The organism is Pararhizobium sp. LjRoot238 (genome assembly GCF_964252955.1).
Classification (GTDB): domain Bacteria; phylum Pseudomonadota; class Alphaproteobacteria; order Rhizobiales; family Rhizobiaceae; genus Pararhizobium.
Genome location: NZ_CAXUPP020000001.1, coordinates 830353 through 850064, shown reverse-complemented (window position 1 = coordinate 850064; position 19712 = coordinate 830353). Strand labels below are relative to the sequence as shown.

At 61.7% G+C, this 19712-nt stretch carries 15 protein-coding genes; 11 read left to right on the top strand and 4 right to left on the bottom strand.

The window, feature by feature from the left end:
- Positions 1-669 carry an LPS export ABC transporter periplasmic protein LptC gene (lptC, locus tag ACSQ3F_RS04275; protein WP_436099085.1) on the bottom strand — a complete coding sequence of 223 codons (669 nt, stop codon included), beginning with the start codon at positions 667-669 and terminating at the stop codon, positions 1-3.
- Positions 670-886: 217 nt separating this feature from the next.
- On the opposite strand from lptC, the gene sppA reads away from it, so the two are divergent.
- The 3 genes from sppA (at position 887) to ACSQ3F_RS04260 (ending at position 2747) form a co-directional block, all read left to right on the top strand.
- Complete coding sequence (sppA, locus tag ACSQ3F_RS04270) at positions 887-1846, top strand: signal peptide peptidase SppA (RefSeq protein ID WP_436099084.1); 960 nt, start codon at positions 887-889, stop codon at positions 1844-1846.
- A gap of 54 nt (positions 1847-1900) precedes the next feature.
- On the top strand, positions 1901-2284 hold the full coding sequence (locus tag ACSQ3F_RS04265; protein ID WP_436102033.1) for an integration host factor subunit beta: 384 nt from the start codon (positions 1901-1903) through the stop codon (positions 2282-2284).
- Positions 2285-2402: 118 nt separating this feature from the next.
- The gene (locus ACSQ3F_RS04260; protein ID WP_436102032.1) at positions 2403-2747 is read left to right on the top strand and encodes a LapA family protein; all 345 of its coding nucleotides are present in this window, start codon (positions 2403-2405) and stop codon (positions 2745-2747) included.
- A gap of 3 nt (positions 2748-2750) precedes the next feature.
- Here the strand turns inward: ACSQ3F_RS04260 and ACSQ3F_RS04255 are convergent, their stop codons facing one another.
- Positions 2751-3203, bottom strand: coding sequence for a CoxG family protein (locus ACSQ3F_RS04255; RefSeq protein WP_436099083.1), 453 nt, complete (start codon positions 3201-3203; stop codon positions 2751-2753).
- 302 nt (positions 3204-3505) lie between these two features.
- Between ACSQ3F_RS04255 and ACSQ3F_RS04250 the strand changes: the two genes are divergently transcribed.
- The 5 genes from ACSQ3F_RS04250 (at position 3506) to ACSQ3F_RS04230 (ending at position 9150) form a co-directional block, all read left to right on the top strand.
- Entirely contained in the window at positions 3506-4474 is a 969-nt protein-coding gene (locus tag ACSQ3F_RS04250; protein ID WP_436099082.1) for a class I SAM-dependent methyltransferase, read from the top strand.
- Positions 4471-5331, top strand: coding sequence for a TrmH family RNA methyltransferase (locus tag ACSQ3F_RS04245; RefSeq protein ID WP_436099081.1), 861 nt, complete (start codon positions 4471-4473; stop codon positions 5329-5331). The genes ACSQ3F_RS04250 and ACSQ3F_RS04245 overlap by 4 nt, the downstream gene beginning before the upstream one ends.
- A complete protein-coding gene (gene lspA, locus ACSQ3F_RS04240) occupies positions 5328-5819 on the top strand; it encodes a signal peptidase II (RefSeq protein WP_436099080.1) in 492 nt (163 codons plus the stop codon). Before ACSQ3F_RS04245 ends, lspA begins: the two co-directional genes overlap by 4 nt.
- Positions 5820-5874: 55 nt before the next feature.
- The gene (locus ACSQ3F_RS04235; RefSeq protein WP_436099079.1) at positions 5875-8178 is read left to right on the top strand and encodes an ATP-binding protein; all 2304 of its coding nucleotides are present in this window, start codon (positions 5875-5877) and stop codon (positions 8176-8178) included.
- Between the two features lie 93 nt (positions 8179-8271).
- The gene (locus tag ACSQ3F_RS04230; RefSeq protein WP_436099078.1) at positions 8272-9150 is read left to right on the top strand and encodes a GNAT family N-acetyltransferase; all 879 of its coding nucleotides are present in this window, start codon (positions 8272-8274) and stop codon (positions 9148-9150) included.
- A gap of 220 nt (positions 9151-9370) precedes the next feature.
- Here the strand turns inward: ACSQ3F_RS04230 and ACSQ3F_RS04225 are convergent, their stop codons facing one another.
- Positions 9371-11656, bottom strand: a complete 2286-nt coding sequence (locus tag ACSQ3F_RS04225; RefSeq protein ID WP_436099077.1) for an NADP-dependent malic enzyme — start codon at positions 11654-11656, stop codon at positions 9371-9373.
- A gap of 102 nt (positions 11657-11758) precedes the next feature.
- Here ACSQ3F_RS04225 and mutS point away from each other — a divergent pair, with 102 nt between their 5' ends.
- From mutS to murJ, 3 genes are all read left to right on the top strand, one after another.
- Positions 11759-14503 carry a DNA mismatch repair protein MutS gene (gene mutS, locus ACSQ3F_RS04220; RefSeq protein WP_436099076.1) on the top strand — a complete coding sequence of 915 codons (2745 nt, stop codon included), beginning with the start codon at positions 11759-11761 and terminating at the stop codon, positions 14501-14503.
- Between the two features lie 97 nt (positions 14504-14600).
- Positions 14601-17450, top strand: coding sequence for a [protein-PII] uridylyltransferase (locus tag ACSQ3F_RS04215; protein WP_436099075.1), 2850 nt, complete (start codon positions 14601-14603; stop codon positions 17448-17450).
- A complete protein-coding gene (murJ, locus tag ACSQ3F_RS04210) occupies positions 17447-19039 on the top strand; it encodes a murein biosynthesis integral membrane protein MurJ (RefSeq protein WP_436099074.1) in 1593 nt (530 codons plus the stop codon). Before ACSQ3F_RS04215 ends, murJ begins: the two co-directional genes overlap by 4 nt.
- Here the strand turns inward: murJ and ACSQ3F_RS04205 are convergent.
- A complete protein-coding gene (locus ACSQ3F_RS04205) occupies positions 19011-19493 on the bottom strand; it encodes a YcbK family protein (protein ID WP_436099073.1) in 483 nt (160 codons plus the stop codon). The genes murJ and ACSQ3F_RS04205 overlap by 29 nt on opposite strands.
- Positions 19494-19712: the final 219 nt, after the last annotated feature.

The window sequence follows — 19712 nt, the reverse complement described above, 5'->3', positions numbered from 1 at the left end:
CTAGTTGGCGGTTTTGCGAATGGTTTTGGGATCGACGACGACCTTCACCATGCCTTCAAATGTAACAATGCGCCCCTTATCCGTCATTCTCAACGACTGTGCAACAATGGAACCGCCGTTCATGCTGATTGCGATCGGCTTCCTGGTTTCCATCTCGCCGGCATTGATGTCGAGATAGGCCGTCTGAAAATCGGCGACGATGCCATTGTTCATGCTGATGCTGAAAGGCGCATTCATATTCAATGTGTTGCCGCCGCGATCGTAGATACCGCTGGTCGCCTCGACGGTGGCGATCAGCGTGTCGTTGACGGGCATCTCCGCATGGATCGTCTCAAGCGTGATGATATCGGGATTTGCGATGTCCTGCAGCGCGCGCACCGCTTTCATCGAATAGCTGATGTCCTGCTTGTTGCGGCCGGAGATTGCCGGATTTTGCATGACGATCTTGCCGTTTTCGATCGTCGCATTTTCGATCTGCAGGTTTTCCGGCAGGAAGGCACGCACCACTGAAACGGCGACGAAAATTGCGCCGATCAGAACAGCCAGCAGCGGCAGGATGATCTTCAGCCGCTTGACCAGCCGGGAATGGCGCGCGGCCACCGTATAAGCGTCGGCGAGGGGCGGCCCCGAATGCGGCAAGGCGCCGGAAAATTGCACGTCATTCAACATGAAATAGCCTGTCGTTCAAAATCATCGCGGCGCAAATGCACAGAGGACCTGCTGGGCCGACGATGTGAGTGGCCCTGAATATGGAGATTTTTTTGTTCCGCGACAATGGAGGCTCGAATTTTGTTCAAACCGGGTTACAACGTGGCGGTGCCGCAGTTATGGATTGTTCGTTTCGTGCAAGGGGCGGTTTGTCCCGGCCTTGAAGAGGAGGAAAGTCATGGATCAACTCGCTATCGCCGACCGGCGGCAGCTTCGGCGGAAACTCGGTTTCTGGCGGCTCGTGTCCATCGCTCTGATACTCTGCGCCGGCATCGCGGCCTATGTCTATTCGACCGCGGGGCAGACGGGCGCTTTCAGCCGACCACACATCGCGCGGGTCCATATCTCCGGGATCGTCCAGGATGACCGCGAACTGCTGGAGCGCCTTGATCGCATCGCCGAAACCAATGCCGTCAAGGCGCTGGTCGTCACCATTACCTCGCCGGGCGGAACCACCTATGGAGGCGAAGTGCTGTTCAAGGCTATCCGCAAGGTGGCAGCCAAGAAGCCGGTCGTCGCCGATATTCGCACGCTGGCCGCTTCGGCCGGCTACATGATCGCGCTTGCCGGCGACCGCATCATCGCAGGCGAGACCTCGATCACCGGTTCGATCGGTGTTCTCTTCCAATACCCGCAGATCAAGACCCTGATGGACAAGGTCGGCGTCTCGCTCGAGGAGATCAAATCGGCGCCACTCAAGGCCGAGCCTTCGCCTTTCCACCCGCCGAGCGACGACGCCAAGGCCGTGATCCAGGCGATGATCGATGATAGTCTCAACTGGTTCATCGATCTGGTCGCCGACCGGCGGAAAATGCCGCGCGACGAAGCCCGGCAGCTTGCCGACGGGCGCATCTTTACCGGCCGCCAGGCGCTCAAGCTGAAGCTGGTCGACGAACTCGGCGGCGATGAAGAGATCCGCTCCTTTCTGAACGGCCGCAAGGTCGACAAGGAGCTTGAGATTATCGAGTGGAAGGCGCCCGGCACGTCCTTGCCGTTCGGGCTAGGGTCGGCCGCGGCCGCATGGCTCAAATCCTTGGGATATGAAGCTTTTCCGCTCCTTGGCAACCTTGAAAAAATGGGTCGCGAGAAGTTGTTTCTTGACGGTCTGGTTTCCGTTTGGCAGGTTGGCAGCGATTGAAAACGCCCGATGATCTCTTGTCTGCCGTTTTGGGAGGCCTGAAAACGGCTCGGCATCCTGCACAACAGGTGGACATGGCCATTCGATGGGCATAACACTTTAAGAACAAACGTAAATTCACAAGAGGGGGCGACAGTGATCAAGTCAGAACTGGTGCAGATTGTTGCGGCTCGCAATCCGCACCTCTATCACCGTGATGTCGAAAATATCGTCAACGCAGTTCTCGATGAAATCACAGATGCCCTGGCTGGCGGAAACCGGGTCGAATTGCGCGGTTTCGGCGCGTTTTCGGTCAAGAACCGGCCTTCGCGCTCCGGGCGCAACCCGCGCACCGGCGACAGTGTGTTCGTCGAGGAAAAATGGGTTCCCTTCTTCAAGACCGGCAAGGAACTGCGTGAGCGGCTCAATCCCGGTTCCGACGATGAAGATGATGAATGAGCCGTACAGGTCCGCTCGATGCGCCTGCATAATTCCTTAGATCCCACCGATTTAAGGACAAAATTATGCCGCAGATCAAAGTGCCACTGCGTCGGGCTAGAATGACGGAGACGGAATGATGATGAAGAAGCTGGTGAATATCGTGGTGCTGGTTCCGATCGGCATCGTCCTGATCGTGCTGTCGGTCGCCAATCGGCAGATGGTCACCCTGGCGCTCAATCCGTTCAATCCGGCCGATAGCGTTTTGTCCGCCTCGGCGCCGTTCTTCGTTTTCCTGTTTCTTGCCGTGATCATCGGCATGATCCTCGGGTCCCTTGCCACCTGGTTCAGCCAGGGCAAGTATCGCAAGCGGGCGCGCAACGAGGCCAGCGAAGCGCTCAAGTGGCATGCCGAGGCGGAGAAGCACCGTACCCGCGCGGAAACCATGGCGTCGCAGACCATGCTTCCCGTTTCATCGAAGTAGGCCTCAGGCTTCCGATACGGCGTTGGCGGCGGCGCTGAAATCGGAGAAGAATTTTGTGGCCAGTTTGCTGGCGCTTGAGCCGACCAGCCGCGACCCAAGCTGCGCCAGCTTGCCGCCGATTTCCGCGCTCGCATCATAGGCCAATATGGTCTCGTCGCCATATTCGGTCAGCGTCACATCGGCGCGGCCTTTCGCAAGGCCGGCGATACCGCCTGCGCTTTCACCGGAAATCGTATAGCTGTTGGATGCTTTGACATTCGAAAGAGTAATCTTGCCGAAGAAGACTATCGGGATCGGACCGATCTTCACCTTCAGCGACGCCGAAAACTCGGTTGCTGACTTTCGTTCGATCGACTGGCAGCCCGGTATGCACTGCTTGAGAACGTCGGGGTCGTTGAGCGCTGCCCAGACCGCATCCCGTTGAGCGGCGATGCGCTCTTCCCCCTTCATTTCCATGATGATTCTCCCTCGTCGCGATTGTGCCCCGTATGTAAGACGTGAAACAGCTTTGCCAACAGGAGGAGCGGTGCTATTTGCAGCGCTTGAAGCGAAGAGATGACGGACGACCCCGAGTGAAAGACAAAGATCGACGGCCCAAAGGAAAAGCCGGGCAGACGGTGGCTGTGCGCGGAAAACCGCCTGGCGCCGGTAAACCGTTGGCCAAGAAAACATCGCAGGGATATCCGGCGCGTGGCGATGGCGTTCCTTTCGTTCGCAAAAGCGTAGAAAAGCCAGTCACCCAAAAGGTCGCCGCAAAGATGGCAGCCCTCGAGAGCCAGCCGCCCCGCGCCGAAGTTCGTATCCGCAGCGGAGCGAAGCCACAGGAGCGCATCCCGGTCATCCTCGAGACAAAGGGCGCGCGTGACTATCACCTGATCGACAGCGGCGACGGCCTGAAGCTCGAGCAATACGGCCCCTACCGGATCGTGCGGCCGGAGGCCCAGGCGCTCTGGCCGAAGACATTGCCGCCGCATGTTTGGGATAATGTGGATTCGATCTTCACCGGAGACACGGACGAGGACGGCATGGGCCGCTGGCGGTTTCCGAAGGATGCGCTCGGCGAGACATGGCCGATGCAGATCCTAGACGCCGAGTTCTACGGCCGCTTCACCGCATTCCGCCATGTCGGCGTCTTTCCCGAGCAGCTCGCCCACTGGAGCTGGATGAAGGGTGAGATCGAAACCGCAGGCCGGCCGCTGAAAGTGCTTAACCTCTTTGGCTATACCGGCGTCGCCTCGCTGATCGCCGCCAAGGCCGGTGCAGAGGTGACCCACGTCGATGCCTCCAAGAAGGCGATCGGCTGGGCGCGGGAAAACCAGGCGCTGGGCCGTGCCGAGCATCTGCCGATCCGGTGGATCTGCGAGGATGCGATGAAGTTCATCCAGCGCGAGGAGCGCCGCGGCAGCCGCTATGACATCATCCTGACCGACCCGCCGAAATTCGGCCGCGGCCCGAATGGCGAGGTCTGGCAGCTTTTCGACCATCTCGCCTTGATGCTCGACATCTGCCGCGAGATACTGTCGCCGGAGGCGAGGGGCCTCGTCCTCACAGCCTATTCGATCCGCGCGAGCTTCTATTCCATCCATGAGTTGATGCGCGAGACGATGCGCGGGCGTGGCGGCGTGGTGGAATCGGGCGAACTTATCTTGAGGGAAGGCGGGCTTGACGGCAATGAGCCGGGCCGGGCGCTTTCCACCTCCCTTTTTAGCCGATGGGTGCCGAAATGAACTATGACCACAGGGACCACGGCCCCCGCCGCGTCGGCCAGGTAAAGGAAGTCACCAGCCTTGCCAATCCGATCATCAAGGACATCAAGGCGCTGTCCAACAAGAAGGAGCGCGACGAGACGCATTCCTTCATCGCCGAAGGGCTGAAGCTCGTCATCGACGCGCTCGATCTCGGCTGGACCATAAAGACGCTGGTCTACGCCAAGGCGGCCAAGGGCAAGGCGCAGGTCGAGCAGGTGGCGCTGAAGACTGTATCGACCGGCGGCCTGGTGCTGGAAGTCAGCGAAAAGGTGCTGTCGGCCATTACCCGTCGCGACAATCCGCAGATGGTCGTCGGCGTCTTCGAGCAGCGCTATGCAAGCCTGAAGGATATTAGGCCCGAACTGGGTGAGACCTATGTGGCGCTCGATCGCGTCCGCGATCCCGGCAATCTCGGCACCATCATCCGCACCGCCGATGCGGCAGGGGCGTCCGGCGTCATCCTGATCGGCGAGACCACGGATCCCTTTTCGCTGGAAACGGTGCGGGCGACCATGGGCTCGGTCTTTGCAATGCCGGTCATCCGCGCCAACGTCGCCGATTTCATCAAATGGCAGAAGGCGGCCGGCGTTCAGGTGGTTGCCACGCATCTCGCCGGCGCCGTCGATTATCGCACCATCGACTACCGCAAGAAGCCCGTCGTTCTCTTGATGGGCAACGAGCAGGCGGGCCTGCCCGACGAGCTGGCAAAGGAGGCGACCGCACTCGCCCGTATTCCCCAACAGGGCCGCGCCGATTCGCTCAACCTGGCGATCGCCACCGGCATCATGCTGTTCGAGGCGCGCCGCCATCTCCTGACGCTGGACGCCAGGGCATGACGCATCGTCCGGCTTTGTTTTCCCGGCCGCTGCCCATCGCGGTCCTCATCGTCGTGGCGGTCCTGCTCGACCAAGTGATCAAGGCGGCAGTCGAGCTCTGGCTGCCCTATGGTCAGGACGTGCCCGTCCTGCCGTTCCTGGCGCTGCACCGCGTCTACAACTACGGCGTTGCCTTTTCGCTGTTCTCGGGCGTCGAGCGCTGGTTCATCATTGGCCTCAGGGTCGTCGTTGTTGCCTTCGTCATCTGGCTATGGCGAAAGACACCTGATGGCCGGTACTTCACGCATCTCGGCTATGCGCTGATCATCGCCGGCGCCATCGGCAATCTCATCGATGGCCTGCTGCTTGGCTATGTTATCGACTACGTGCTGTTTCACCTGCCGACATGGTCGTTCGCCGTCTTCAATCTCGCTGACAGTTTCATTACGCTTGGCGCCGGCGCGATCATCCTCGACGAGATCCTGCATATGAAAAAGCAGGACGTGTAAAATTTTAAAGACCGGTTGAAGCCAATCAAAACGCTTGTCGTGTTAGGCAGGCGTCATGAGCGACCTGCCAAACCTCAAGAAGCGGATTGCAGCCGAGTTCAGCGCGCCCGGCCGCACGCTGGGGCAGCAAGGCGCGTCCGGGGTCTCGCCGGGCGACGACCCCCATTCGCTGGAGCCGAACGACCGCTTCGATGTGCCCAAGGAAAAATTTCCGGCGCTGAAACCGGCATTGGCCGTTACGGGCCTGCTTTGCTCCGCCGCCATTCTCGGTGCCGGCATCGACGCGGGCCTCTACCTGCTGTCTGCAGGCCTTGCTGGCGCCGGTATCACGGGTTCTGCTCTGCTGCTCAGGGATTGGTATCGCTCCGTCGCTCGCCCCGCTGCGGCCTATGGCCGTGTCCGCGCGGAAAAGGCGAGCGACAAACACTGGGAGCGTAGCGAAACATCGCAGCTTCTTTCCACCATCCACGACGCACTCGGCGATATCGCGATCATCCGCGAACCGGGCGGCAAGATCGTGCAGGCCAACACCGTCTTCCGCCGTGTGACCGGATGGCTGCAGCCGGAAGGCATGACCTGCGAGGTGCTCGGCATCGATTTCGAGCCTGCAACCGGCCCCAATCACTATATCGTGCGGATCGGCACCGATTCCGGCGTGAAGCTGTTCGATTGGCATGACGTCATCGCCCGCGAGCCGGCGAGCGGCGTCTTCATGCTGCACAGCATCGCCCGCGATGTTACCGAGGAAAGCCGGGTTGCCCGTGAACGCGAGGAAGCGCGCCGCAAGGCCGAAATCGCCAGCCAGGCGAAGTCGCGGCTGCTGGCAACGGTCAGCCATGAAATCCGCACGCCGTTGTCCGGCATTCTCGGCATGAGCGATCTGATCAGCCAGACGCGGCTGACCAGCGAGCAGAAAAACTATCTCGCCGGCATGTGCCAGTCCGGCCATGCGTTGGTGCAGCTGGTTGATGACCTGCTCGATTTCTCCTCGATCGAGGCTGGCCGCTTCCAGCTCCGCCCGACGCCGGAGCCGCTGCGCGAGACGGTCGAAAGCGTCGTCGAGATGCTGTCGCACCGGGCGCATGAAAAAGGCATTGAAATCGGCGCTACCGTCACCGCGGACGTGCCGGGCCTGATGGATTTCGACGCAGCCCGCCTGCGCCAGGTTCTGTTCAATGTCGTCGGCAACGCCGTCAAGTTCACGCGTACTGGCGGTGTTCTCGTCAGTGCCTCCGTCGAGCGCGAGGCCATTGTCATCCGAATCGACGACAGCGGCCCGGGCATGACCGCACAGGAGCAGGCCCGTGTCTTCGACGAGTTCGAACAGGCGGGAGGCAACGCCCAGCGCTCCGGCGGTTCCGGTCTTGGTTTGGCGATCTCGCGGCGCATCATGGAGGAATTCGGCGGCTCGCTGACGGTCTCCAGCGTTCCAGGCAAAGGCAGCACTTTCGAAATCCGCTTTCCTGCCCTCGGCTGCGACCTTGCCGCTGCCGCCCTTGCCAGAAAAGGTGTCCTTGCCGGTTCTCGGGTTCTGGTGATGGCGCCTGCAGGTCCTGCCTCCAAGGCACTCTCTTCGACAATCAGAACACTTGGCGGCTTCTGCGAATGCGCCGAAACGCTAGAAGAGGCGCAGGCAGTCGCCGTTCATGCGCTTTCGGCGGCAACGTTGCTGACGGACATCATCGTCGATCACCGGCACGCCGCGCAGTTCCGGCAGCTCTTGGTGGAGATGCCAAGCCTTGAGCAGCAGAAGCTGCGCAAGACCTATCTCGTCAATCCGGAAGAACGCAACGGTCGGCCGATCAACCAGATGGACGGGTATCATGCATGGCTCATTCGGCCGTTGCGGGAAAAGTCATTGGTCGAGGTCCTGCGGGGCCGCATGAAGGGAATGGAAGTGCGCGACGCCATCAACGACAACCGACCGGTGCTGCGTGAAGCCCCGGCCTTGCGCGAAAAGCCGGTCGAAGGCGGCGTGCTTCTGGCGGAAGACGATCCGGTCAACGCCTTCATGGTCCGCGCTGTCCTGGAGCGCGCCGGTCACTCGGTGCGCGTCGTCGGGGATTTCGAAGCGCTTGCTGTCGCCCTGTTTGATGCGCCGGCGGCGATCCGCGTCGCCCCGGAACTGATCATCACCGATCTCAACATGCCCGGCGGCGACGGACTCTCGATGCTGAGACGGGTTCGCGAGGAGGAGCGCCAGTCGGGAAGAAGGGCCGTTCCGGTCATCGTGCTTACGTCTGACCACCAGACTGGCACCCGTGAACAATTGCTGGCCGCCGGGGCGAGCGCGGTCCTTTCGAAGCCTGCCGACCCGAAGGTGCTGACCGTGGAAATCGGCCGCTTGCTCGATCAATGACGGCCGGTCTTTGCTTGTAGCTCCGATGTCACTATCCTGTCGCAGAAACGTGGTTTAAGCCAGGCAGGATTGTAGAGACCAGGATGACGCGCAATGACAGTCGAACCTTTGGATCTGGTGATCGTGGCTGACCAGCCGCAGACCCGTGTCCGGGGCGTCAGTGCCCCGGCACCGGATGTGCTCGGTCGTATCGGAAATCTCGAAACCCGCCTTGCCCGCAATGCGGCGGAGATCGATGCCGCGCAGGCGGTGCGCTACAAGGTCTTCGTCGAGGAAATGAAGGCGCAGATCCCGCCGGATGCCGACCGCCGCAAGCGCGATGCCGATGCGTGGGACCTCGTCTGCGATCATCTGCTGGTGCTGGATACGTCGATCGAGGGCGATCCGGAAGACCAGATCGTCGGTACGTATCGGCTGCTTCGCCAGGACGTCGCGGCCACGACGGGCGGCTTTTACTCGGCTTCCGAATTTTCCGTCGGTTCCCTGCTGGAACGCCACCCCGACAAGAAGTTCATGGAACTCGGCCGCTCCTGCGTCCTGCCGGAATATCGCACCAAGCGCACCGTCGAGCTTCTGTGGCAGGGCAACTGGGCCTATGCTCTGAAATACGGCGTCGACACCATGTTCGGCTGCGGCTCCTTCCCCGGCGTCATTCCGGAAGAACATGCACTGGCGCTCTCCTTCCTGCATCACAACATGGTGGTGCGCGAGGAATGGGACGTCTCGGCCCGCCCGGAACTGTTCCGCACGATGGATCTGATGCCGGTCGAAGCGATCAACATGCGCAAGGCGCTCGCCGCCCTGCCGCCGTTGATCAAGGGTTACATGCGCCTCGGCGCCATGGTCGGCAGGGGCGCAGTCGTCGATCATGCCTTCCGCACCACGGATGTTCTGATCGTCCTGCCGATCACCAATATCTCCGGCCGTTACCTCAACTATTACGGTGCAGATGCAGGCCGGTTCGCCAGTTGATTGAAAAAAGCCTTCGCAGGCGCAAAATATCTTGACGCGATGCAGCATTTTTGAATACAGTTTGCTCGTGAGTGGCAGCTTTTTGAGCAGACCTTCTGCATTGCGTAACAAGTATTCAGCAGGCTCGTCCTGAGTATTTTTGATCAAGATCGACATATTGCATGAAAAAGCCCGCTCCGGTTTCCCGAGCGGGCTTTTTTCGTTTGTCGGTTTACTCCGATCAACTGCCGGCGTTGTGTGCCGCAAGTGCCGCCATGTTGACGATGTCGGAATCCTTGGCGGCCATCGAAACGATCTGAACCGATTTGTCGAGGCCGACGAGCAGCGGACCGATGACGGTCGATCCGCCCAGTTCCTGCAGCATCTTGGTTGAGATCGAGGCAGAGTGGAATGCCGGCATGACGAGCACGTTGGCGGTGCCGGACAGGCGGCAGAACGGATACTGTTCCATCACCCGCGCATTGAGCGCTACGTCAGCGCCCATCTCGCCGTCATACTCGAAATCGACGCGGCGCTTGTCGAGGATGTTGACGGCCTCGCGGACCCGCTCCGACCGTTCGCCGGAGGGGTGGCCGAAGGTCGAATAGGCAAGCATCGCCACGCGCGGGAGATAACCGAGCCGGCGGGCGAGACCTGCCGCTTCCTCGGCGATATCGGCCAGTTCTTCCGCCGACGGCATGTCGTGCACGGCGGTATCAGCGACCAGCACCGTGCGGCCGCGGCAAAGCGCCAGCGACACGCCGATGACGCGGTGTCCCGGTTTCGGGTCGATGCAGCGGCGCACGTCCTCGAGCGCCGTCGAATAGTTGCGGGTAATGCCCGTCACCATGCCGTCCGCGTCACCCAAAGCCACCATGCAGGCGGCGAAGTGATTGCGGTCGTTGTTGATCAGGCGCTGCGCGTCGCGGAACAGGTAGCCCTTCCGCTGCAGCCGAGCGTAGAGATAGTCCGTATAGGCGCCGGTGCGCTTGGAAATGCGCGCATTGACGATCTGGATGCCAGGCCGGTCGAGGTCGATGCCCTCGCGTTCAGCCATCTCCCGCATCTGCTCTTCGCGGCCGAGAAGCAGCGCCGTGCCGAGTTCCTGGTTCACATAGGCGAGCGCCGAGCGCATCATCTGCACCTCTTCGCCTTCGGCAAAGACGATCCGCTTCGGCTGGCGGCGTACGCGCTCGTAGATGCGCTGCAGCGTCGAAGCGATCGGGTCGCGGCGTGCGGAAAGCTGGCGGCCATAGGCGGCAAGGTCGGCAATCGGTTTGCGGGCAACGCCGCTGTCCATCGCAGCCTTGGCGACGGCGACCGGGATGGCCGAGATGAGACGCGGATCGAACGGCACGGGAATGATGTATTGCGGCCCGAAGCGCGGCCGGTTGCCCTGATAGGCGGCAGCCACGTCATCCGGCACGTCTTCCTTGGCAAGGTTTGCCAAGGCCTCGGCCGCCGCAATCTTCATGGCTTCGTTGATGGTCGAGGCATGGACGTCGAGCGCACCGCGGAACATGTAGGGAAAGCAAAGCACATTGTTGACTTGGTTCGGATAGTCGGATCGGCCGGTGGCCATGATCACGTCGTCGCGAATGGCAGACACCTCCTCCGGCGTGATTTCCGGATCGGGATTGGCCATCGCGAAGATGATCGGCTTCGCCGCCATGGAGCGGATCATCGCCACCGAGAAGGCACCCTTTTGCGATAGGCCGAGCACCACATCCGCGCCGTCCATTGCGTCTTCGAGCGTACGCCGGTCGGTCTTGACCGCATGCGCGGACTTCCATTGGTTCATGCCTTCGGTGCGGCCCTGATAGATGACGCCCTTCGTGTCGCACATGATGATGTTTTCGGGCGCAAAACCCATCGACTTGATGAGCTCGACGCAGGCAATCGCCGCCGCACCTGCGCCGTTGCACACCAGCCGTGTGGTCTTGAGATCGCGGCCTGTCAGCTGTAGCGCGTTGATGAGGCCTGCAGTTGCGATGATCGCCGTGCCGTGCTGGTCGTCATGGAAGACGGGGATATCCATGATCTCGCGCAGTTTCTGCTCGATGATGAAGCATTCCGGCGCCTTGATGTCCTCCAGATTGATACCCCCGAAGGAGGGGCCGAGGAACCGCACGCAATTGATGAATTCGTCGGCGTCTTCCGTATCGACTTCGAGGTCGATCGAATCAACGTCGGCGAAACGCTTGAACAGGACCGACTTTCCTTCCATCACCGGCTTTGAAGCCAGTGCGCCGAGATTTCCGAGGCCGAGAATGGCGGTGCCGTTGGAAATGACGGCCACCATGTTGCCTCGGGTCGTGTAGTCATAGGCGGTTGCGGGGTTGGCCGCGATTGCCTTGACCGGGACGGCGACGCCGGGCGAATAGGCAAGCGACAGGTCGCGCTGTGTCGCCATAGGCTTGGTTGGAGAAATTTCGAGCTTGCCGGGCCTTCCCTGGGAGTGGAAGTCGAGCGCTTCCTGGTCCGTTACGCTGGTCGTGCTGCGACTGCTCTTGTCCTTTGCCGGCATGGATCCTCCAACCTTTTGTGGGCGACGGCACTCCTGCGCCGCTTTGTTGTTGTCTTCTATAAACGCGCATGGATAGTGTGGCACCACTTTTTTGGGACAAGCATGACTTTTATAGCCGAGCCAATCACCCACAATGCCGAGGTTCTCACCGCCGTTCAACTGGCGACGGAGGAAAGCCGCGCCACCGCCACGCCGATGATGGAGCAGTATATCGAGATCAAGGCGAACAATCCGGATTCGCTCTTGTTCTATCGCATGGGCGATTTTTACGAATTGTTCTTCCAGGACGCCGTCGAGGCCTCGCGGGCACTCGGCATCACGCTCACCAAGCGCGGCCAGCATCTCGGTCAGGAAATCCCGATGTGCGGCGTGCCGGTGCATGCGGCCGACGACTACCTGCAGAAGCTGATCGGGCTCGGTTTCCGCGTCGCCGTCTGCGAGCAGGTCGAAGATCCGGCGGAAGCCAAGAAACGCGGCTCCAAGTCGGTGGTCAAGCGCGACGTCGTGCGCCTCGTCACGCCCGGTACGATCACCGAGGACAAGCTGCTCTCGCCGTCCGAATCGAACTACCTGATGGCGCTCGCCCGCATTCGCGGCAGTTCGGAGCCGGCAATCGCGCTCGCCTGGATCGATATTTCCACGGGCGTCTTCCGGCTCGCCGAAACCACCGAGACGCGGCTGCTCGCCGATATCCTGCGCATCGAGCCGCGAGAACTTATTCTCGCCGATACCGTCTTCCATGATCCGGAGATGCGCCCGGTCATCGACATTCTCGGCCGCGTCGCCGTTCCGCAACCCGGCGTCCTGTTCGACAGCGCCACGGCGGAGAACCGCGTCACCCGCTATTACGGCGTGAAGACGCTCGATGGCTTCGGCAGTTTTTCCCGCGCCGAACTCGCCGCCGCTTCAGCCGCGATTTCCTATGTGGAGAAGACGCAGTTCGCCGAACGTCCGCCGCTCGGCACGCCCGAGCGGGAAAGTGCCGCCTCGACGCTGTTCATCGATCCCGCCACCCGCGCCAATCTCGAACTCGTCAAGACGCAGTCCGGCGATCGCAACGGCACGCTCCTGAAGGCGCTGGATCGGACAGTGACCGGCGGCGGCGCCCGTCTGCTTGCCGAGCGGCTGATGTCGCCGCTAACGGATCCGGAGCGGATCAACGCCCGGCTCGATTCGATCACCGCGCTCTCCGATCAACCCGCCTTCTGCAGCGACCTGCGTTCCGCGCTGAAACACGTGCCGGATATGCCGCGGGCCTTGTCGCGTCTGTCGCTCGGCCGCGGCGGTCCGCGGGATCTCGGCGCGATCCTGGCGGGTTGCAAGGCGGCGGTTGAAGTGGCGGGGCTGCTTGGCAGCGGAAATCTTTCCGAAGAACTGGCCGGCTCGTTGCAGGCGCTGAGGGCGCTGCCGGGCGAGCTTGTGCAGAAACTCGCAACGGTTCTCGGTGACGAGCTTCCCCTCTTGAAGCGAGACGGCGGCTTCCTGCGCGATGGCGCGAGCCCCGAGCTTGACGAGATGCGGGCGCTGCGCGACCAGTCTCGCCGCGTCATCGCCGGTCTGCAGCTGAACTATGCCGAGGAAACCGGCATCAAGTCGCTGAAGATCAAGTACAACAACGTGCTCGGCTATTTCATCGAGGTGACGCAGGGCAATGCCGGGCCGATGACCGAAGGTCCCGAGGCGCGGGCGCGCTTCATCCACCGCCAGACCATGGCCAATGCCATGCGTTTCACCACGACGGAGCTGTCCGATCTCGAAACCAAGATCGCCAATGCCGCCGACCGGGCGCTGTCGATCGAGCTCGAGGCCTTCGACAGGCTGACCGCTGCTGTGGTCGCCGAAGCAGAGGCGATCAAGTCAGCGGCGCTGGCGCTCGCGGTCGTGGACGTATCGGCCGGTCTCGCGACGCTCGCCGAGGAGCAGGCCTATTGCCGTCCTCTGGTCGATCTGTCGAAGATGTTTGCCATAGACGGCGGCCGTCACCCGGTCGTCGAACAGGCGCTGCGCCGCCAGGCGGGAACCGCTTTCGTCGCCAATGCCTGCGATCTGTCGCCGCATGATGGCGAGGGCGACGGAGCGATCTGGTTGCTCACTGGCCCCAACATGGGCGGTAAATCGACCTTCCTGCGCCAGAACGCGCTGATCGTCATCATGGCGCAGATGGGCAGTTTCGTGCCTGCCGCATCCGCCCATGTCGGCATTGTCGACCGGCTGTTTTCCCGTGTCGGCGCCTCCGACGATCTGGCCCGCGGCCGCTCCACCTTCATGGTCGAGATGGTCGAGACGGCAGCAATCCTCAACCAGGCGACTGATCGTTCCCTCGTCATCCTCGACGAGATCGGCCGCGGTACCGCCACCTTCGACGGCCTGTCGATCGCCTGGGCCGCCGTCGAACATCTGCACGAAGCCAATCGTTGCCGCGGTCTTTTCGCCACGCATTTCCATGAATTGACGGTGCTTTCGGAAAAGCTGACGCGGCTGTCCAATGCTACCATGCGGGTCAAGGAATGGCATGGCGACGTCATTTTCCTGCATGAAGTCGGCCCGGGTGCCGCCGACCGTTCCTACGGCATTCAGGTCGCCCGCCTTGCAGGGCTTCCGGCGTCCGTCGTGGCGCGTGCCAAGGATGTGCTGGCAAAGCTCGAGGATGCCGATCGCAAGAACCCGGCAAGCCAGCTGATCGACGACCTGCCGCTGTTCCAGGTCGCCATCCGCCGCGAGGAATACACCAGGGCCGGTCCGTCCAAAGTGGAGGAGGCTTTGAAAAGCCTCAATCCGGATGATATGACGCCGCGCGAAGCGATGGATGCGCTTTATGCGCTGAAGAAACAACTTGGCAATTCTTGACGGCTACAGTCCTGTCCATTCTCGGACAAAAGGTCTATAGCGCATGCAAAAGCAGCGGCTCGTTGAGCCCGCCGGACAGGAACACGGTCGGCATTTGATGACCATACATGAAACGTCATTTCCCGATATCCTGAATGTCGCAGCGCTGAGGGCCAAGTGCAGTTTCATCGCTTCAGCGCATGCGGAGCAGCGCGACCTCATGCGCCGGGCGTTGCTCGCCGCCTTCAAGCAGGCCAATCTCGACGGCCGCGAAAACGCCCGTCAACTGCTGCTTCAGGATGGCAGCGGTCTCAAATGCGCCGAGCGGATTTCCTGGCTGCAGGACCAGATGATCACCGTCCTGCATGATTTCGTCCTGAACGAGGTCTTCGATGCTGCCAATGCGCAGCCCGCGGCCCGCATCGCCGTTACCGCCGTCGGCGGCTATGGCCGCGGCACGCTGGCGCCGGGCTCGGATATCGATCTTCTCTTCCTGCTGCCGGCGAAGAAGGCCGTCTGGGCCGAGCCGGCGATCGAGTTCATGCTCTATATCCTGTGGGATCTCGGCTTCAAGGTCGGCCACGCCACGCGCACGATCGACGAGTGCATCCGGCTGGCGCGGGGCGACATGACGATCCGCACCGCAATCCTCGAATCGCGCTACATCTGCGGCTCGCGCGAGCTGGCGGACGAGCTGGAAACCCGTTTCGACAGCGAAATCGTCAAGAACACCGGCCCCGATTTCATCGCCGCCAAGCTCGCCGAGCGCGACGAGCGCCACCGCAAGGCCGGCGATACGCGCTATCTGGTCGAGCCGAACGTCAAGGAAGGCAAGGGTGGCCTGCGCGACATCCACACGCTGTTCTGGATCGCCAAGTATTTCTACCGGGTCAAGGATTCGGCCGACCTGGTCAAGCTCGGTGTTCTCTCACGCCAGGAATACGAGCTTTTCCAGAAGTCTGATGATTTCCTGTGGGCCGTGCGCTGCCATATGCATTTCCTGACCGAGAAGGCCGAGGAGCGGTTGTCCTTCGACATCCAGCGCGAGATCGCGGAAGCCCTCGGCTATCATGATCACCCCGGCATGACCGCCGTCGAACGCTTCATGAAGCATTATTTCCTGGTGGCAAAGAACGTCGGCGACCTGACCCGCATCTTCTGTGCAGCGCTCGAAGACCAGCAGGCCAAACAGCTTCCGGGCTTCACCGCGGCGCTCAGCCGTTTCACCCACCGTGTCCGCAAGATAGCCGGGACGCTGGAATTCGTCGATGACGGCGGGCGCATCGCGCTTGCGAGCCCGGACATCTTCAAGCGCGATCCGGTCAACCTGATCCGCATCTTCCATGTCGCCGATATCAATGGCCTGGAGTTCCACCCCGCCGCCTTGAAGCAGGTGACCCGGTCGCTAAGCCTGATCACCCAGGCCGTGCGTGACAATGAGGAGGCCAACCGGCTCTTCATCTCGATGCTGACCTCGCGCCGCGATCCGGAACTGATCCTGCGGCGGATGAACGAGGCCGGTGTACTCGGCCGCTTCATCCCGGAATTCGGCAAGATCGTCTCGCTGATGCAGTTCAACATGTATCACCACTATACGGTGGATGAACATCTGCTGCGCGCTGTCGATGTGCTCTCCCGCATCGACCAGGGCCGCGACGAGGAACTGCATCCGCTCGCTGTCAAGCTGATGCCGAATGTCGAGGATCGCACCGCGCTGTTCGTCGCCGTGCTCCTGCATGATGTCGCCAAGGGTCGTCCTGAAGATCATTCGAGCGCCGGCGCCAGGGTTGCGCGCAAGCTCTGCCCACGCTTCGGCCTGACGCCGAAGCAGACCGAGACCGTTGCCTGGCTGATCGAGGAACACCTGACCATGTCGATGGTCGCGCAGACGCGCGATCTCAACGACCGCAAGACGATCATCGATTTCGCTGAAAAGGTCCAGTCGCTCGACCGCCTGAAAATGCTGCTCGTGCTGACGATCGCCGATATCCGCGCCGTCGGTCCCGGCGTCTGGAACGGCTGGAAGGGCCAGCTTCTGCGCACGCTCTACTACGAAACCGAGCTTCTTCTCTCCGGTGGTTTTTCCGATCTGCCGCGCAAGGAGCGGGCAGCACATGCGGCCGACGTGCTCTACAACGCGCTGTCCGACTGGAGCCAGAAGGACCGCAAGACCTATACCAAGCTGCACTACCAGCCCTATCTGCTCTCCGTGCCGCTGGAGGATCAGCTCCGCCACGCCCGCTTCATCCGCGAGGCCGACAAGGCAGGCCGGGCGCTGGCGACGATGGTCAGGACGCACCAGTTCCACGCCATCACCGAAATCACAGTGCTGTCGCCCGACCATCCGCGCCTGCTGGCTGTCATCGCCGGCGCCTGTGCCGCGGCCGGCGCCAACATCGTGGACGCGCAGATCTTCACGACGTCCGACGGCCGGGCACTGGACACTATCCTCGTCAATCGCGAATTCCCGGTCGATGATGACGAGACGCGCCGCGCCGCCAGCATCGGCAAGATGATCGAGGATGTACTGTCGGGCAAGAAGCGCCTGCCCGAAGTGATCGCCAGCCGTACCAAGCACCGCAAGCGCAACAAGGCCTTCACGGTGCCGCCGGCCGTTACCATCAGCAACAGCCTCTCCAACAAGTTCACCGTCGTCGAGGTGGAATGCCTCGACCGCACCGGCCTCCTGTCTGAAATCACGGCCGTGCTGTCCGATCTTTCGCTCGATATCGCCTCCGCGCACATCACCACCTTCGGCGAGAAGGTCATCGATACCTTCTACGTGACCGACCTCGTCGGCCAGAAGATCACCAACGAGGCCCGGCACAGCAATATCGTGGCCAGGCTGAAGGCCGTCATGTCGGACGAGGCCGACGAGATGAGGGACCGCATGCCATCGGGCATGATTGCGCCGCAGAACAGCCATCGCCCGGCGGCTGCTCCCAGAAAAGCCAAGGCGGATTCATGAGCCTCGTCCGGAAATTCATGACCGTGGGCGGCGCCACGCTCGGCAGCCGCATCTTCGGCTTCGCCCGCGAAACGCTGATGGCGGCAGCGCTCGGCACCGGCCCGATGGCCGACGTCTTCTACGCTGCTTTCCGTTTCCCGAACCTCTTTCGCCGTCTCTTTGCCGAGGGCGCTTTCAACGCCGCCTTCGTGCCGCTGTTTTCCAAGGAGATCGAGGCGAACGGGACGGAAGGCGCCAAGCGCTTCTCCGAAGAAGTCTTCGGTGTGCTCTTTTCGGTGCTCTTTCTCCTCACCATCGTGATGGAGCTTTCCATGCCGCTCCTGGTGCGCTTCATCATCGCGCCGGGCTTTGCCGACGATCCGGAAAAATTTGGCATCACCATCAGCATGGCGGCGGTGATGTTCCCCTATCTGATGTGCATGTCGCTGACGGCGATGATGAGCGGCATGCTGAATTCGCTGCATCATTTCTTCGCCGCCGCCGTCGCGCCGATCTTCCTCAATGTCGTGATGATCGGTGCGCTGTTCTATGCGCTCTATACTGGCGCGGATCCGTTGGCGACCGCCTGGTACCTGTCCTGGGGCGTGCTGGCGGCGGGCGTCCTGCAGCTGGCCGTCGTCTATTTCGGCGTCCTCCATGCCGGCATGAGCATCGGCCTGCGCTTTCCACGCTTCACGCCCAACGTCAAGCGCCTGTTGATCCTTGCCGTGCCTGCCGCGATCACCGGCGGCATCACCCAGATCAACCAACTGGTCGGCCAGGCGATCGCCTCGGCCCAGGATGGCGCCATCGCCGCCTTGCAGTATGCCGATCGCATCTATCAACTGCCGCTCGGTGTCGTCGGCATTGCCGTCGGCGTTGTGCTTCTGCCGGAACTGTCGCGCGCGCTGAAGGGCGGCAATCTGCGCGAAGCCGGAAACCTGCAGAACCGCTCGATCGAATTCGTCCTGTTCCTGACGATCCCGGCGGCTTTCGCGCTCTGGGTTCTGTCCGACGAGATCATCCGCGTGCTCTATGAGCGCGGCGCCTTCCACGCCCAGAACACCGCCATCGTCGGGTCGATCCTCGCCATCTACGGTATCGGCCTGCCGGCCTTCGTCCTGATCAAGGCGCTGCAGCCGGGCTTTTACGCCCGTGAGGACACGAAGACGCCGATGCGTTTTTCCGTCGTCGCCGTTGCGGTAAACTGCGGCCTCGCGCTGACGCTATTTCCCCGTCTCGGTGCGCCGGGCATCGCGGCTGCCGAAGCCACGGCGGGGTGGATCAGCACCATTCTCCTCTTTGTGACGCTGCTGCGCCGCGGCCATCTCGTGTGGGAATGGGCGCTTATGCGCCGGACAGCTCTTCTCATCGTTTCCGCGGCTGTCATGGGCGGCGTGCTTTATTATTTGCGCAATATCTTCGAGGCATCGCTCGCCTCAGGCGCGTCGCTGTTGACGAAGATCGGCGCGCTGGGCCTGCTGATTGCCGTCTCGATGATCGTCTATTTCGCCGTCGCCTTCCTGATCGGCGGCGCCGATCTCGGCATGATCCGGCGGAATTTGAAGCGGAAAGCAGCCGTCAAGCCCGACGCGCCGACCGACGCTTGAGGGCCAGGAGGCCGCCTTTCCCCCTCCCACAATGAACCCATTGGCGACGGGGACCGGTATCGACATGAACGATACCGTTGCAGTAGCGGCCGATGCCGCCGATGCCCGGCGCTGTCCTTGCTGCGGCGATGATCCTGCTTTCCGACACCCCGGGCACGCGAATGTCGGCGGCCTGACACAGTCGGTGCAGCGAGCCGCGGCGATATGCGCGGGGGCGGTGACCTGATGTGACCAGCGGGCGTTGACCGATTTTCATGGCGATATGCGCCAATATTCCCTCCAGACGGGGTGAAAAACAGCCCGTCCTGACCGACACGGTCTGGGCGGTGTAGGCGGTAGACCTGCCGTACGCAGGGAGCTTCACTTTGCGCGCCCGGCCATCCTTGGCATCGGCCGTGGCAACGTTAGAAACGGTCAGCAGGCATGCAAGAGCAATCCAGAGTATGTCACGCATTGCAATCCCCTTGGCATAAGCCCCGTTCAACATCCGCTTTTGGATGGGGGCGCACGCAAATGTCGGTTCGCCGCGCGGTTCGATGCGCGCGGTACAACAGGACGACCTTGGCCATGGTCGCGAATTGGGAAAATAATCTGAAATGTAGCAATTTTATGAAATTTTCTACCGATACCTCGAAAGTAGTAGCCCGCAATTTGGCCTTCTTTGTTAACGCTA